Origin of the sequence: Sphingomonas sp. (assembly GCF_048594985.1) — a bacterium.
Taxonomy (GTDB): domain Bacteria; phylum Pseudomonadota; class Alphaproteobacteria; order Sphingomonadales; family Sphingomonadaceae; genus Sphingomonas_I.
Genome location: NZ_JBMDXG010000292.1, coordinates 25,996 through 39,468 on the forward strand (window position 1 = coordinate 25,996; position 13,473 = coordinate 39,468).

16 protein-coding genes are annotated in these 13,473 nt (G+C 68.7%); 9 read left to right on the forward strand and 7 right to left on the reverse strand.

The window, feature by feature from the left end; all coding sequences use genetic code 11:
• Positions 1–170 precede the first annotated feature (170 nt).
• The 5 genes from ACOJSF_RS11920 (at position 171) to ACOJSF_RS11940 (ending at position 4,901) form a co-directional block, all read left to right on the forward strand.
• Positions 171–2,702: a helicase-related protein gene (locus ACOJSF_RS11920; protein ID WP_420142417.1), complete on the forward strand. Its 2,532-nt coding sequence runs from the start codon at positions 171–173 to the stop codon at positions 2,700–2,702.
• Positions 2,703–2,963, forward strand: a complete 261-nt coding sequence (locus ACOJSF_RS11925) for an RNA-binding S4 domain-containing protein (protein ID WP_420142418.1) — start codon at positions 2,703–2,705, stop codon at positions 2,961–2,963.
• A 49-nt stretch (positions 2,964–3,012) separates the two neighbouring features.
• Positions 3,013–3,351, forward strand: a complete 339-nt coding sequence (fdxA, locus tag ACOJSF_RS11930) for a ferredoxin FdxA (RefSeq protein WP_420142419.1) — start codon at positions 3,013–3,015, stop codon at positions 3,349–3,351.
• Between the two features lie 190 nt (positions 3,352–3,541).
• Positions 3,542–4,075, forward strand: coding sequence for a CarD family transcriptional regulator (locus ACOJSF_RS11935; protein ID WP_420142420.1), 534 nt, complete (start codon positions 3,542–3,544; stop codon positions 4,073–4,075).
• A gap of 139 nt (positions 4,076–4,214) precedes the next feature.
• Complete coding sequence (locus tag ACOJSF_RS11940) at positions 4,215–4,901, forward strand: head GIN domain-containing protein (RefSeq protein WP_420142421.1); 687 nt, start codon at positions 4,215–4,217, stop codon at positions 4,899–4,901.
• Between the two features lie 89 nt (positions 4,902–4,990).
• On the opposite strand, the gene ACOJSF_RS11945 is transcribed toward ACOJSF_RS11940, so the two are convergent.
• Together ACOJSF_RS11945 and mgtE are read right to left on the reverse strand one after the other, a co-directional pair.
• On the reverse strand, positions 4,991–5,398 hold the full coding sequence (locus ACOJSF_RS11945; protein ID WP_420142422.1) for a DUF1489 domain-containing protein: 408 nt from the start codon (positions 5,396–5,398) through the stop codon (positions 4,991–4,993).
• A 31-nt stretch (positions 5,399–5,429) separates the two neighbouring features.
• A complete protein-coding gene (mgtE, locus tag ACOJSF_RS11950; RefSeq protein ID WP_420142423.1) occupies positions 5,430–6,851 on the reverse strand; it encodes a magnesium transporter in 1,422 nt (473 codons plus the stop codon).
• A 96-nt stretch (positions 6,852–6,947) separates the two neighbouring features.
• On the opposite strand from mgtE, the gene ACOJSF_RS11955 reads away from it, so the two are divergent.
• The 3 genes from ACOJSF_RS11955 (at position 6,948) to ACOJSF_RS11965 (ending at position 8,694) form a co-directional block, all read left to right on the forward strand.
• A complete protein-coding gene (locus ACOJSF_RS11955; RefSeq protein WP_420142424.1) occupies positions 6,948–7,745 on the forward strand; it encodes a DODA-type extradiol aromatic ring-opening family dioxygenase in 798 nt (265 codons plus the stop codon).
• Positions 7,746–7,867: 122 nt separating this feature from the next.
• A complete protein-coding gene (gene rpsU / locus ACOJSF_RS11960; RefSeq protein WP_294394604.1) occupies positions 7,868–8,074 on the forward strand; it encodes a 30S ribosomal protein S21 in 207 nt (68 codons plus the stop codon).
• Positions 8,075–8,085: 11 nt separating this feature from the next.
• A complete protein-coding gene (locus tag ACOJSF_RS11965; protein ID WP_420142425.1) occupies positions 8,086–8,694 on the forward strand; it encodes an FKBP-type peptidyl-prolyl cis-trans isomerase in 609 nt (202 codons plus the stop codon).
• A 20-nt stretch (positions 8,695–8,714) separates the two neighbouring features.
• On the opposite strand, the gene ACOJSF_RS11970 is transcribed toward ACOJSF_RS11965, so the two are convergent.
• From ACOJSF_RS11970 to pyrE, 5 genes are read right to left on the reverse strand one after another with little or no spacing between them, the layout of a single operon-like run.
• Positions 8,715–9,776, reverse strand: a complete 1,062-nt coding sequence (locus ACOJSF_RS11970) for an AI-2E family transporter (RefSeq protein WP_420142426.1) — start codon at positions 9,774–9,776, stop codon at positions 8,715–8,717.
• On the reverse strand, positions 9,776–10,627 hold the full coding sequence (lepB, locus tag ACOJSF_RS11975; RefSeq protein ID WP_420142430.1) for a signal peptidase I: 852 nt from the start codon (positions 10,625–10,627) through the stop codon (positions 9,776–9,778). The genes ACOJSF_RS11970 and lepB overlap by 1 nt, the downstream gene beginning before the upstream one ends.
• 41 nt (positions 10,628–10,668) lie before the next feature.
• On the reverse strand, positions 10,669–11,070 hold the full coding sequence (gene acpS, locus ACOJSF_RS11980) for a holo-ACP synthase (protein WP_420142427.1): 402 nt from the start codon (positions 11,068–11,070) through the stop codon (positions 10,669–10,671).
• Positions 11,067–11,795 (reverse strand): pyridoxine 5'-phosphate synthase, encoded by a 729-nt coding sequence (locus ACOJSF_RS11985; RefSeq protein ID WP_420142431.1) that lies wholly within the window; start codon positions 11,793–11,795, stop codon positions 11,067–11,069. Before ACOJSF_RS11985 ends, acpS begins: the two co-directional genes overlap by 4 nt.
• The gene (gene pyrE / locus ACOJSF_RS11990; protein WP_420142428.1) at positions 11,795–12,379 is read right to left on the reverse strand and encodes an orotate phosphoribosyltransferase; all 585 of its coding nucleotides are present in this window, start codon (positions 12,377–12,379) and stop codon (positions 11,795–11,797) included. Before pyrE ends, ACOJSF_RS11985 begins: the two co-directional genes overlap by 1 nt.
• A 179-nt stretch (positions 12,380–12,558) precedes the next feature.
• Here pyrE and coxB point away from each other — a divergent pair.
• Positions 12,559–13,473, forward strand: a 915-nt coding sequence (gene coxB, locus ACOJSF_RS11995) for a cytochrome c oxidase subunit II (protein WP_420142429.1), incomplete at its 3' end; no start/stop codon positions are given.

Sequence of the window (13,473 nt, forward strand, 5' to 3'; positions counted from 1 at the left end):
CCGGGCAAGTGCGGATGACTGTGGAGAAGCGAAGTTAAAGTCAAACTAATCAGCGGGTTTGGCGGCTTTTCCTGCGACCAGTTGAGTCCTTTTCCGGCCCAGTCGAATCATTTGCGTGCAACCGCCGCTTCGCTTGCTTTTGCGGGGGCATTCGCCATTCTGCTCTGGCCATGACGCGCTTCGCCGCTCAGCCGCTCGTCGCGGTGCTGGGCCCGACCAATACGGGCAAGACCCACCTCGCGGTCGAGCGGATGTGCGGGCACAGCTCCGGGCTGATCGGCTTTCCGCTCCGTCTGCTGGCGCGCGAGGTCTACGACCGGGTCGTCGCGATCAAGGGCAAGGAATCGGTCGCGCTCGTGACGGGCGAGGAGAAGATCGTGCCCGACAAGGCGCGCTACTTCCTCACCACCGCCGAAAGCATGCCGATCGGCGGGGGCGACGGTGCGGCGGCGCGCGACTTCGCCTTCGTGGCGCTCGACGAGGCGCAGCTCGGAGCGGATCCCGAACGCGGCCACGTCTTCACCGACCGGCTGCTGCGCGCGCGCGGGCGCGAGGAAACGATGGTGCTGGGGTCGGAGGCGCTGCGGCCGATGCTGCGCGCGCTGACGCCGGACGTGGAGATCATCACCCGCCCGCGCTTCTCGACGCTGACCTATGCGGGGCCGGCGAAACTGTCGCGCCTGCCGAAGCGGTCGGTGGTCGTCGCCTTCTCCGCCGAGGAGGTCTATGCCGTGGCGGAGATGCTGCGCCGCCTGCGCGGTGGGGCGGCGGTGGTGATGGGATCGCTGTCCCCCCGCACCCGCAACGCGCAGGTCGCGATGTTCCAGGCGGGCGAGGTGGATTATCTGGTCGCCACCGACGCGATCGGCATGGGCCTCAACATGGACGTCGCGCACGTCGCCTTCGCGTCGCTCCGCAAGTTCGACGGACGCAAGAGCCGGCGGCTGACGGTCGCGGAAATGGCGCAGATCGCGGGGCGCGCGGGCCGGCACCAGCGTGACGGGAGTTTCGGGACGCTCGGGCTGGAGGGGCAGGCGGCGCGGTTTGAGGATGACGAGGTGCTGGCGATCGAGGAGCATCGCTTCCCGCCGCTCGACCACCTTTACTGGCGCGAGGGCGAACCGGGCCTGGCGTCGCTCGACCGGCTGATCGCCGATCTCGAACGCCGGCCCGACCGCCCCGGTCTGCGCGCCGCGCCGCAGGCGATCGACCTCGCCGTGCTCAAGCGGCTGGCCGATGAACCGTGGGTGCGCGAGCGCGCGCGCGGTCGCGAAATGGTCGGCCGGCTGTGGACGGCGTGCGGGCTGCCCGACTTCCGCAAGACCGGGGCCGAGCCGCACAGCCGCCTGGTCGGCCGTATCTTCGCGCATCTGAGCGAGGGTGACCGCCGCCTGCCCGTGCCGTGGTTCGCCGAGGAACTGTCGCGGCTCGATACGGTGCAGGGCGATGTCGAGACGCTGGCCGATCGGCTCGCGGCGGTCAGGACCTGGGCCTATATCGCGCACCGCCCCGACTGGCTCGCCGATCCGGGCCTGTGGGCCGAGCGGACCCGCGCGCTGGAGGAAAGGCTGTCGGACGCGCTCCACCAGCGGCTGACGCAACGCTTCGTCGACCGGCGCACCTCGGTGCTGATGCGCGATCTGGGCGCGAAGGGGACGGACCTGCTGCCGATGAAGGTCGCGGAGGACGGCACCGTCACCGTCGATGGGGAGGCGATCGGCGAACTGATCGGGTTCCGCTTCAAGGCCGATGCTTCGGCCCGCCATGGCGATATGAAGCGGCTGATGGCGGCGGCCGAACGGCGGCTCGGCGCGGAGCTGACGCGGCGCGCGCGTGACCTGATCGCCGACGAGGACGCGCAATTCAGTCTCGCGACCGATCCGGGCCGGCCGGTCGCACTGTTCTGGCGCGGCGACGTGGTGGCGCGGCTGGAGCGCGGCAAGGGGCTGCTCACGCCCCGGATCGCGCTCCATCGCGCGCTCGATATCCTCGCGCCGGCGGAGCGCGAAGGCGTACTGGGGCGCCTGCGGTCCTGGCTGGACCATGCGGTGGGCCGCCATCTCGCGCCGCTTGCGCAGGTCCTCGCCGCCGCGCGCGACCCCGACCAGCCCGGCGCGGTGCGCGCGCTGCTCGCGCCGCTGGGCGAGGCGGGGGGCGTGCTGGCGCGGCACGAGGTCGCGGCGGTGCTGGCAGGGCTTGATCGCACGTTGCGCGCGCCGCTCAGCCGGCTCGGCCTGCGCATCGGCACGCTCGACGTCTTTCTGCCCGCGCTGATCAAGCCCGAGCCGGCGCGCTGGCGCGTGGCGCTGTCGGTCGCGCAGGACGGGGGCACGATGCCCGCGCTGCCGCCGATCGGCGCGGTCTCGGTCCCGACCCCGCCCGACGCGCCGGCCTGCGCCGCGTTCGTCATGGCGGGCTTCCGCCCGTTCGGCGCGCAGATGCTGCGCGTCGACCAGGCCGAGCGGCTCGCCCGGAACGCACATGACGCGCGCACCGGGCGGGCGGTGTTCGTGCCCGATCCGGGCCTCGCCACCTCGCTCGGGTTGATGCCGGCGAGCTTCGCGCAGCTGATGCTCGCGCTCGGCTTCCGCGCGGCCGAACAGGGCTGGGTCTGGAAGGGACGACGCGCCGATCCCGAGCGGCGCCCCCCCAAGGCGCGGCCCGGCAACGCCTTCGGCGTGCTGGCGGGGCTGCGCGGTTAGGTGCGGATCGACAAGTTCCTGTTCTTCGCCCGGCTGGTGAAGACGCGCACGCTGGCGCAGCGCATCGTGGCGGAAGGGCATATGCGGCTGGACGGGCGCGTGGTCGATCGCGCCCATGCCGAGGTGCGGGCGGGATCGGTGCTGACCTTTCCGCTCAACGATCGGGTGCGCGTGCTGCGGGTCGAGGCCCTCCCGGTCAGACGCGGTCCGGCGGCCGAGGCACAGGCCTGCTATACCGACCTCAAGCCCGCCGTCGGTTGACCCCCGCGCGCCCGCGCCATATGCGCGCCCGCGTCCCAAGGAGCTTCCCATGACCTACGTCGTCACCGACGCCTGCATCCGCTGCAAATATATGGACTGCGTCGAGGTCTGTCCGGTGGATTGCTTCTACGAGGGCGAGAACATGCTCGTCATCAATCCGAGCGAGTGCATCGACTGCGGCGTGTGCGAGCCCGAATGCCCCGCCGAGGCGATCCTGCCCGATACCGAGAACGGGCTCGAAAAGTGGCTCGAACTCAACGGCACCTTCTCCGCCCAGTGGCCGAACATCACGCGCAAGCGCGATGCGCCCGCCGACGCCGATGCGTGGAAGAACGTCGCCGACAAGTATGAGAACCACTTTTCGCCGGAGCCGGGCCAGGGCGACTGACCCCGGCGCGGCGCACGGCCACAAAAGCTGGCATATGCGTGGTAATTCTGTTACAAGCAGCCGCAAGAAGCGCGTGCCGCACGGGTGCGCGTAAAGAGACTGGATACTATTCCGACCGCCCCTGTTGCCGCCGGGCCTTCGTCAGGACTCGTCGGGACCGCGCGGTTCGTTTGAAGCGGAAAGGTCTTACATGGCTGCCAAGGCGCTGAGCTTCGTCGTCGGCGATTACGTTGTCTATCCCAAACATGGTGTCGGCCGGGTGGTCGAACTGCAAAGCCAGGAAATTGCGGGCGCCAAGCTCGAACTCTACGTCCTGCGTTTCGAAAAGGAGCGGATGACGCTCCGCGTGCCGACCAACAAGGCCGAAAGCGTCGGCATGCGCAAGCTGTCGTCGAACGCGCAGATGGGCGACGCGCTCGCCACGCTGAAGGGCAAGCCCAAGGTCAAGCGCACGATGTGGTCGCGCCGCGCGCAGGAATATGAAGCAAAGATCAACTCGGGCGACCTCGTGTCGATCGCCGAGGTGGTGCGCGACCTGTTCCGCGCCGAGGACCAGCCCGAGCAGAGCTATTCCGAGCGGCAAATCTTCGAAGCGGCGTGCAGCCGTCTCGCGCGAGAGCTTGCCGCGATGGAGCAGGTCGACGAGCCAGCGGCGCAGGTGAAGATTCTCGACATCCTGCGCGCGGCCGCCGCGATCCACAACAAGGCGGCGGCGACGGCCTGACGGGCCCGCTTCGCCAAACAGGACAAGGCGGCGCTCCCAACGGAGCGCCGCCTTTTTCTTTGCCCGCAGCGGATGCGGCGCGACTTGCCTGGCCGGATCTTCAGGTGTATCACTGTACTACAACAGTGGAGTGGACCCGATGCGCTTGGTCATTGCCTCAGCCCTTTCGCTCGCCGTGCTGCCGGTTGCCGCCCCGGCCGCCGTGCGCAGCTTTCCGGTCGGTGGCTTCGACCGGGTCAAGAATTCGACGCCCTTCGACGTGCGCGTCCATACCGGCGGTCGCCCGGCGGTGCGCGCCGACGGGACCGACAAGGCGCTCGAGCGGCTGGAGGTGACGGTGCGCGGCGGCGAGCTGGTGATCGGCACTCGGCAGGGATCGTGGTGGAACTGGGGCAGCGGTATGAAGGCGGTGATTGACGTCACCGTCCCGGCGCTGACTGGCGTTTCGCTCTCGGGCCCCGGCAATCTGTCGGTCGATCGCGTGCGGGCGGGGGCTTTTTCCGCCACATTGTCCGGCCCGGGCGACATCAACATCGGCGCCCTGCAGGCGGACAGCGTGACGATCGGCCTGTCGGGGCCGGGCGGCGTGACGGTCGCGGGACGCGCGCGGACGGCGCGCATCCGCCTGAGCGGGCCGGGCGACGTGCGCGCCGGCGGCCTCGTCGTGCGCGATGCCGATCTTTCGCTGAGCGGGCCCGGCGACATCAGCATCGGCGCCACGGGCAGTGCGCGCGGTACGCTGTCCGGGCCGGGCGACATTCACGTCCAGGGCGGCGCCACCTGCCAGATCCGGAAGAGCGGGCCGGGCGACGTGCATTGCCGCTGAGGCGGGCGGCGGGCGATCCAAGGCATCGGCGCCCTCTTTAGCCGAACGAGACACGGGTCCCTGCCTTCAGGGGGACGACGAGGTTTGCGTTAGACCAGCGCCAGGGCCGCGAGCGCGCGGGCGAGCTGGGGCGGGAGCGCGGCGAGTTCGTCCGCTTCGCCCTCGCCAAGATCGAGCGGCGCGTCGGACCCGGGCAGGTAGCGCCAGCCCTGATGCGCGCGCTTGGGCCGGGTGCGGACGAGCAGCAACCCCGGCCTGAGCCTGATCAGGCAATGGCCGCGCTCATCCTCCGCAAAGCCGAGGATCGGGCTGCGCGCGATCAGCTGATGCTTGACGATCCAGTAGAGCGAGCCGCCGATCAGCTCGCCATGGCGGGTCGGGCGGTAGCGGGTGGTGATGAAGGTCTCGCCGCCCGCCTCGCGCCCGGCCAGCCGCGCCAGAAGCGTGTCGGCATCGGCGCAGCCGACGGCGACCTTGGTGAGATTGAGCGGATGCATCCTCCTCAATCTGGCGCCGCCGAGGCGGGCTTCAAGCCCCCGCGAGGCCGGTCGCGGTGGCGAGTCCGAGAAAGGCGAGGAAACCCATCGAGTCGGTGATCATCGTCACGAAGATCGACGACGCCACCGCCGGATCGACCTGAAGCCGGTCGAGCGTGATCGGCATGAGAACGCCCGCCAGCCCGGCGATCAGGATGTTGGTCATCATCGCCGCCGCGATCACGCCCCCCAGCGCGGGGTTCTGGAACACCAGCGCCACGCCGATCCCGATCGTCACCGCGACGGTCGATCCGTTGAGCATGGCCACGCGCAGCTCGCGCATGATCGAACGCGCGGTGTTCGACCGGGTGAGCTGGTTGGTCGCGATCGCGCGGACCGTGACCGCCATCGTCTGCGTGCCGGCATTGCCGCCGACGCCCGCGACGATCGGCATCAGCGTGGCGAGCGCGACCATCCGTTCGATCGTATGTTCGAATATGCCGATCACGGTCGACGCGACGAGCGCGGTGAGCAGGTTCGCGAGCAGCCAGCGGACGCGCGCGCGATAGGAATCCAGCACCGGCTCGTTGATGTCGCCGTCGCCCGCCTGGCTGAGCAGCAGCGCGTCCTCGCCCGCCTCCTCCTGGATGATGTGGACGATGTCGTCGACCGTGATCATGCCGACCAGGCGCCCGGTGCGATCGACCACCGCCGCCGAGATGAGCGCATATTTCTGAAAGCGGAGCGCCACCTCCTCCTGATCCATCTCGGCCGGGATCAACGTCTGCTCTCGCGCCATCACCTCGGCGATCGGCGCCTCGTCGGGCGCGCGCATCACCCACGACACCTTGCACGTGCCGACCGGCTTGTGCGCGACGTCGACGACGAAGATTTCCCAGAAATCCGTGGTCAGATCGTCGTTGCCGCGCAGATAGGCGATCACGTCGCGGACGGTCCAATGTTCGGGCACCGCGATCAGATCGCGCTGCATCAGGCGGCCGGCGGACTCCTCGGGGTAGGACAGCGCCTCCTCGATCGCGGCGCGATCCTCGGGCTCCATCGCGTGGAGCACCTCGCGCTGGTCCTCGGGCTCCATGTCCTCGAGGATCGCGACCGCGTCGTCGGTATCGAGTTCGGAGGCGAGGTCGGCGACCTGCTGCGCGCTCAGCGCCTCCAGCACTTGGTCGCGCACCCAGTCGTTCATCTCGGCCAGCACGTCGCCGTCGAGCAGGTCGGCCAGCGCGGCGGCGAGCGGCTTGCGCTGCTCGGCCGGCGCGAGTTCGAACAGGTCGGCGATGTCGGCGGGATGCAGTGGATCGACCAGTTCGCACGCACGCGCGACATCGCCCGCCTCGACCGCGGCGACGACCTCCGCCACGAATTCGGGTTTCAGCCGGTCGTCGGAATCATGCGGCGTCGACGGCGCCTCGGCAATGGCGGCCGGTACGGCGATGTCCTCGTCGATCTCGCTCATGGCCGCCCCCTTGCCCGTGTGCGCGCCGGCGGCTTAGGCGCGCGGCCGGCTCTTGTCAGCCCTTCAAAAGTTCTTTGAGGCCCCAATATGAGGGCGATGCGCCAGCCGAGCCTGTTCGTGCCCCATGGTGGCGGTCCCTGTTTTTTCCTCGAACCTGACGGCTCCTGCCCGCCGATGTGGCGGTCGATGCGTGATCATCTTGGCGCGATCGTGTCTGCCTTGCCCGAACGTCCGCGTGCGATCCTCGTCATATCGGGGCATTGGGAAGAAACGCGTTTCACCGTCCACACCGGTACGAAGCCAGATCTGCTGTTCGACTATTCGGGCTTCCCGCCACACACCTACCGCCTGCGCTGGGATGCGCCCGGCGCGCCGGATGTCGCGCGCGCGGCTGCGGCGCGACTCGCCGCCGCCGGCTTTGCCACGGCGGAGGAGGAGGCACGCGGCTGGGACCACGGCGTGTTCATCCCCCTTAAGGTCATGTTGCCCGGTGCCGACATTCCGGTCACGCAACTGTCGCTCCGCCGCGATCTCGATCCCGTCGACCACATCCGCGCCGGCGCGGCGCTGGCCCCGCTCCGCGACGACGGCGTGCTGATCGTCGGATCGGGCATGAGTTTCCACAACATGCGGACGATCGGTCAGCCGGTGGAAGCGCAGGCGGACGCGTTCGACAACGCGCTTGCCGCCGCCGCGACCGATCCGGATCCCGATCGCCGCCGCGCCCGGATCGCCGACTGGCGCACCTTGCCGCAGGCGCGCTTCGCCCATCCGCGCGAGGAGCATCTGCTGCCCCTGATGGTCGCTTTGGGGGCGGGGGGCGACGATCCTGCCGTGCATCTGTTCCGCGACCATGTGATCGGATGGACGGTCTCCGCCTTCCGCTTCGGCTGAGGGTTGAAGAATCGGACGCGCGCTGGTAGGGGCGCCGCTTCACGACGCGGGCACTGTCCGTGGCGACAATCGATTATTGCCAGGCCGGTGGACGCGCCGGCTGACGGGAGACATAGGTTTTTATGCAGATCATCGTTCGCGACAACAATGTCGACCAGGCGCTGCGCGCGCTCAAGAAGAAGCTGCAGCGCGAGGGCGTCTACCGCGAGATGAAGCTGCGCCGCCATTATGAGAAGCCGTCGGAAAAGCGCGCGCGCGAGCGTGCCGCCGCCGTCCGCCGCGCCCGCAAGCTGGAGCGCAAGCGCGCCGAGCGCGATCAGGCCCGTTAAGGCCTGATTCCGTGTCCGAGATCACGGCCGTCCCGCTTCGTCCTGTTGGTCGGAAGGGGCTCATCGCTTTGTGGGCGGGCGTCGCTTGCCTTCTTGTCGGTGGCGTCGCTACCGCCTGGGCGACGGCGGAGAAGCCGGCGCTGTCGGCCATGTCGCCCGACGATTTCCTGCAGGCGAATGCGCGCCGGCCGGGCGTGAAGAGCACGGTCTCGGGTGTGCAATATCAGGTGCTTCAGGCGGGCGTCGGCCCCCATCCGACGCCGAACGACGTCGCCTCGATCGAATATCGCGGTGCCCTGATCGACGGCACGCAGTTCGACGCGAGCGAGCCGGGCCACCCTGTGCAGCTTCCGGTCGCGGGCGTTGTGCCGGGCTTTGCCGAGGCGCTGACGCTGATGTCGAAGGGCGCCAAATATCGCGTCTGGCTGCCGCCGCATCTTGCTTATGGCGATCGCGCGGCCGGGCCGATTCCGCCCAACTCGGTGCTGACGTTCGACATCACGCTCATCGATTTCGCGGCGATGCCCGAACAGGCGCTGCCGCCGGGCATGCAGATCGATCCGAGCCAGCTGCCCCCGGATGCCGTCCAACAGCAACCCGACGCCGTCCCGCAGCAATAAAGGGTCGGGAAGCAGCGCGGTCAGGCCGCGCTCGCTTCCTCCGCTGCATTCTCACTCTTTTCCTCGAGCAGAACCTTGATCATCGCGATGATCGGGTCGGCGAGCGCCAGGCCGAGGATGCCAAACAGCGCGCCGAACAGCAGCTGCGCGCCCAGCACCAGCGCTGGGGCGAGATCGACCGAGCGTTTGGCGACCATCGGCACGATCAGATAGCCGTCGATGATCTGAACCACCGCGTAGATCACGATCGCCCAGATGCCGGTTTCGAACCCGGCGGAAAAGCCGACCAGCACGATCAGCACACCCGATACGATCGCGCCGATATTGGGCAGGAAGGCGAGCAGGCCGGTGATGAGCCCGATCAGCGCCGCCATCGGAATGCCGACGATCGCCGCGAACACGCCGGTGAACACGCCTTCGACCGCCATGCCCAGCAGGCGGCCCGCCATCAGCAGGCGCAACGTCCGCCCCATCCGCGTCGAGGTGGCATAGAATGCCTCGCGCCGATTGAGCGGCAGCATCCAGGCAAAGCCGCGTTCGTACAGGCGCGGTTCGATCGCGACGAAGATACCGATCACGAGGATCATCGCCAGGCTCGATATCGCGCCGAGCGCGGTGCCGACGGCCGAGGTCAGCCGACCGAGCGAGCCCATCAGCTGCCGTCCGATATCGGCCATCTGATTGTTGCCGGTGACGATCCCGACCGAACGGCCCCAATCGAGCAACCCCTGAAGTTGCGTCTGGATCACCCCGCGCAAAATCTCGGCCTGCGCGGCGATCGTCGCGCCGGCATAGACGCAGGTCCAGATGATGAAGGCGAAGCCGGCGAGCGTGACGATCGCCAGCCGCCAGCCGCGCGCGATCGGCAGGACGCGGCCCAGCAGGCGCGTGCCGCCGTCGAGAATCGCGGCGAACACCAGCCCGCCGACGATCAACAGCAGCGGCTGCGCCAGGAACCACAGGGCGATCACCGCCGTGACCATTCCGATCCACACCGCCGCGCGCTGGAACTCGCGCTGCGTCAGCGGATCGGCGAAATCCGTCGGGCCTGGTTGCTCGCGGGGGCCCGACGGCTTGCGCATTATTTGTTTTCGTCGGGGCGCAGGCTGGTGCCGGCGCGGCCGCCGCGCAGCGCGGTCACCCAGGTGAGCGGATTGAAGTAGCTGGTCGAGCCGTCATAGGAGAAGGTGATGAATTCGGCGCGGCCGCCGATATTCTCCCACGGCACCGGCCCGCCCAGCCCCATCTGGTAGGAGGAGACGCGGCTGTCGGCGCTCTCGTCGCGATTGTCGCCCATCAGGAACAGGTGGCCTTCCGGCACCTCGGTCTCCTCGAAATCGTCCGGGCTGCCGGGACGATAGCCGAGGTCGATCGTGTCGTAGCTTACGCCGTTGGGCAGCGTCTCGCGATAGCGCGGAAGCGCGCAATAGCGCTTGCCGTCCGCGCCCGCGACCTGGAACGGCGCTTCATTGTCGTTGTCGCAGGGCAGGTTGGGGTCGATCGGTAGCCGCGTGGGGGAGATCTGCACCCGCTTCACCGGCGTGCCGTTCAGGTAGACGACGCCCTCGCGCACCGCGATCCGATCACCCGGCAGGCCGATGACGCGCTTGATATAATCCGAATCGGCGCCCGGCGGCTTCACGATCACCACGTCGCCGCGCTCGGGCATGCGCCCGAACAGGCGGCCGTGGATGAACGGCAAAAGATGAAAGGGCGAAGGCGAAACGTAGGACCAGCCATAGGGATATTTGGTCACGACCAGCCGGTCGCCCTTGATCAAGGTCGGCATCATCGATTCGGACGGGATGTAGAAGGGCTTGGCAACGAAGCTCCACACGCCCAGCACGGCCAGCACCAGCCACACGAAGCTCTTGATCTCCGCCCACCAGTCGGTGCCGCCCTTGTCCTTCGCAGGCTCGCCGCTCGCCCGCATGACGGGGCTGGTCTTCGTGTCGCTCAACGGTTGGTCCCTGTTCAAAGCCTGCGCGCATACAAAATCACGAACGCCTGCGCCCATGGATGGTCGTCGGTGAGCGTCACGTGAATGTCCACGGCGTGGCCCGGTGGGGTCAACGCGTCAAGCTTGCCCTTGGCTCCGCCGGTCAGCGCCAGCGTCGGCGCGCCCGACGGCAGGTTGACCACGCCGATGTCCTTCAGGAACACGCCCTGCGCGAAACCGGTGCCGATCGCCTTGGAGAAAGCCTCCTTCGCGGCGAAGCGCTTGGCGTAGGTCGCGGCGCGCGTCATCGTCCGGCGCTCGGCCTTGGCCCGCTCGATATCGGTGAAGCAGCGATCGATGAAGCGCTCGCCGAAGCGGTCGAGCGAATGCTGGATCCGCTCGATATTGCAAAGGTCCGATCCGAGCCCGACGATCACCGCGCCGCGTCCATCAATTCGCGCATCCGCCGGACGCTGGCGTCGAGGCCGACGAAGATCGCCTCGCCGATCAGGAAATGGCCGATATTGAGCTCGGCGAGCTGCGGGATCGCCGCGACCGGCATGACATTGTCGTAGGTCAGGCCATGCCCGGCATGCGGCTCGATCCCGTTCTTCGCCGCCAGCGCCGCCATGTCGGCGATGCGGCGGAGCTCGCGGGTCTGCGCCTCGCCCTCGGCATGGGCATAGGCGCCGGTGTGAAATTCGACCACCGGCGCGCCGAGATGCATCGCCGCCTCGATCTGCCGTTCCGACGGCTCGATGAACAGGCTGACGCGGATGCCGGCGTCCGACAGCCGGCCGATCAGCGGCTTCAGGTGATTGTGCTGGCCCGCGGCGTCGAGTCCGCCTTCGGTCGTGACCTCCTCGCGCCGTTCGGGAACGATGCAGGCCGCGTGCGGGCGGTGATGCAGCGCGAGCGCCACCATCTCCTCGGTCGCCGCCATCTCCATGTTGAGCGGGATCGCGATCGATCCCATCAGCCGGGCAAGATCCTCGTCGATGATATGGCGGCGATCCTCACGCAGATGCGCGGTGATGCCGTCGGCGCCGGCCGCCTGCGCGATCTCGGCCGCGCGGATCGGGTCCGGCGTCACGCCGCCGCGCGCATTGCGGACGGTCGCCACATGGTCGATGTTGACGCCGAGGCGGAGCCTGCCGGGCATCATGCGGCCGCGCGGCTGCCCGGCTTGATCGCGGGAATTGCTGCCAGTTCCGGCGGAAGCGCGTCCGCCGCATAGGACGGCACGTCCAGTCGGATCAGCGGGAAGAACGGGACGCCTAGCTCCACCGCGCCGTTCGACCGGTCGACCAGGGCCGCGCCCGCGATCACCTCGCCGCCCGCCGCCGTGATCGCGGCGATCGCCTCGCGCGAGGACAGGCCGGTGGTGACCACGTCCTCGACCATCAGCACCTTCTGGCCGGGCCTGAGCGCGAAGCCGCGCCGCAGCTCGAACGTGCCGGTCGGCCGTTCGACGAACATCGCCTCGACCCCCAGGGCGCGGCCCATTTCGTGTCCGACGATCACGCCGCCCATCGCGGGCGAGACGACCGCCTCGATCGTCGCGCGAAGATCGGCGGGAAGGCGTGCGGCGAGCGCCTCGGCCAGCCGCGCGGCGCGGCGCGGGTTCATCAACACGCGCGCGCATTGCAGGTAGCGCGGGCTGCGCAGGCCCGACGACAGGATGAAATGCCCCTCGAGCAGGGCGTCCGCCGCCCGGAACTCGGCCAGAATCTCGTCGTCGGTCATACGCGCATCGTCCCCCGTCCATCCGGTCGCCGCGCGTTAGACCGCGTTGCGCCGCCCTTCAACAGCTTGCATTTCCGTCCGAACCGGTGTTGACACGGGCTAGGCGGACCCGGCCTTCCGAGGCCGCGCCGTCCCGCCGGCCCGAAAACGATTCAATAAGCGGGGGAAGGATCCGAGTGGTGAAGGCAATACGGGGTTCGCTCCTCGCCATGTTCATGGGGGCGGCAATCATCGCAAGCCCCCTGTCCGCGCAGACGCTGCCGGCCGCCACGGCGGATCCGGCGGCTGCGACGGCGCCCGCGCCCGCCAAGCCGGCGGATATCCAGCATCTCGTGCCGACGCCGGGGATCGGCCAGCCGACCGAGCATGTCGGGCTGCAGCCGCAACAGACCGCGATCGGGCACGAGGCCGCGTGGTTCCACGATTCGATCCTGATGCCGATGATGGCGATCATCTCGATCTTCGTGCTCGCGCTGCTGCTGTGGGTGATCATGCGCTATCGCGCGGCCGCCAACCCGATCCCATCGAAGACGCACCACAATACGGTGATCGAGATCGTGTGGACCCTCCTGCCGGTCCTCATCCTGGTGGCGATCGCGGTGCCGTCGATCCGCCTGCTCGCGCATCAATATTCGCCGCCCAAGGCCGACTTGACGATCAAGGCGATCGGCAACCAGTGGTACTGGACGTTCCAATATCCCGATAACGGCGATTTCGAAGTCGTGTCGAACATGCTGCCGGAAAAGGCGGACGCCAACGGCAAGCGCTTCCGCACCGACGCCGATGGTCCGCGCCTGCTGGCGGTCGACGAACGGATGGTGGTGCCCGCCGGCGCCACGGTGAAGATCATCACCACCTCGAACGACGTGATCCACAGCTTCGCCCTGCCGGCCGCGTGGGTGAAGATGGATTCGATCCCCGGCCGCCTCAACGAGACGTGGTTCAAGATTGACCGCCCCGGCGTCTATTTCGGCCAGTGTTCGGAGCTGTGCGGCGCGCGCCACGCTTATATGCCGATTGCGGTGGAGGTCGTGCCGCCTGCGCAGTTCGCGCGCTGGATCGCGTTCAAGGGCGGGACGATGCCGGGTGCCAAG

Coding starts and splice junctions, on each gene's coding strand:
- ACOJSF_RS11920 (WP_420142417.1), top strand. CDS start 171: ATGACGCGCTTCGCCGCTCAGCCGCTCGTCGCGGTGCTGGGCCCGACC.
- fdxA (WP_420142419.1), top strand. CDS start 3,013: ATGACCTACGTCGTCACCGACGCCTGCATCCGCTGCAAATATATGGAC.
- ACOJSF_RS11935 (WP_420142420.1), top strand. CDS start 3,542: ATGGCTGCCAAGGCGCTGAGCTTCGTCGTCGGCGATTACGTTGTCTAT.
- ACOJSF_RS11940 (WP_420142421.1), top strand. CDS start 4,215: ATGCGCTTGGTCATTGCCTCAGCCCTTTCGCTCGCCGTGCTGCCGGTT.
- ACOJSF_RS11945 (WP_420142422.1), bottom strand. CDS start 5,398: ATGCATCCGCTCAATCTCACCAAGGTCGCCGTCGGCTGCGCCGATGCC.
- mgtE (WP_420142423.1), bottom strand. CDS start 6,851: ATGAGCGAGATCGACGAGGACATCGCCGTACCGGCCGCCATTGCCGAG.
- ACOJSF_RS11955 (WP_420142424.1), top strand. CDS start 6,948: ATGCGCCAGCCGAGCCTGTTCGTGCCCCATGGTGGCGGTCCCTGTTTT.
- rpsU (WP_294394604.1), top strand. CDS start 7,868: ATGCAGATCATCGTTCGCGACAACAATGTCGACCAGGCGCTGCGCGCG.
- ACOJSF_RS11970 (WP_420142426.1), bottom strand. CDS start 9,776: ATGCGCAAGCCGTCGGGCCCCCGCGAGCAACCAGGCCCGACGGATTTC.
- lepB (WP_420142430.1), bottom strand. CDS start 10,627: ATGCGGGCGAGCGGCGAGCCTGCGAAGGACAAGGGCGGCACCGACTGG.
- ACOJSF_RS11985 (WP_420142431.1), bottom strand. CDS start 11,795: ATGCCCGGCAGGCTCCGCCTCGGCGTCAACATCGACCATGTGGCGACC.
- pyrE (WP_420142428.1), bottom strand. CDS start 12,379: ATGACCGACGACGAGATTCTGGCCGAGTTCCGGGCGGCGGACGCCCTG.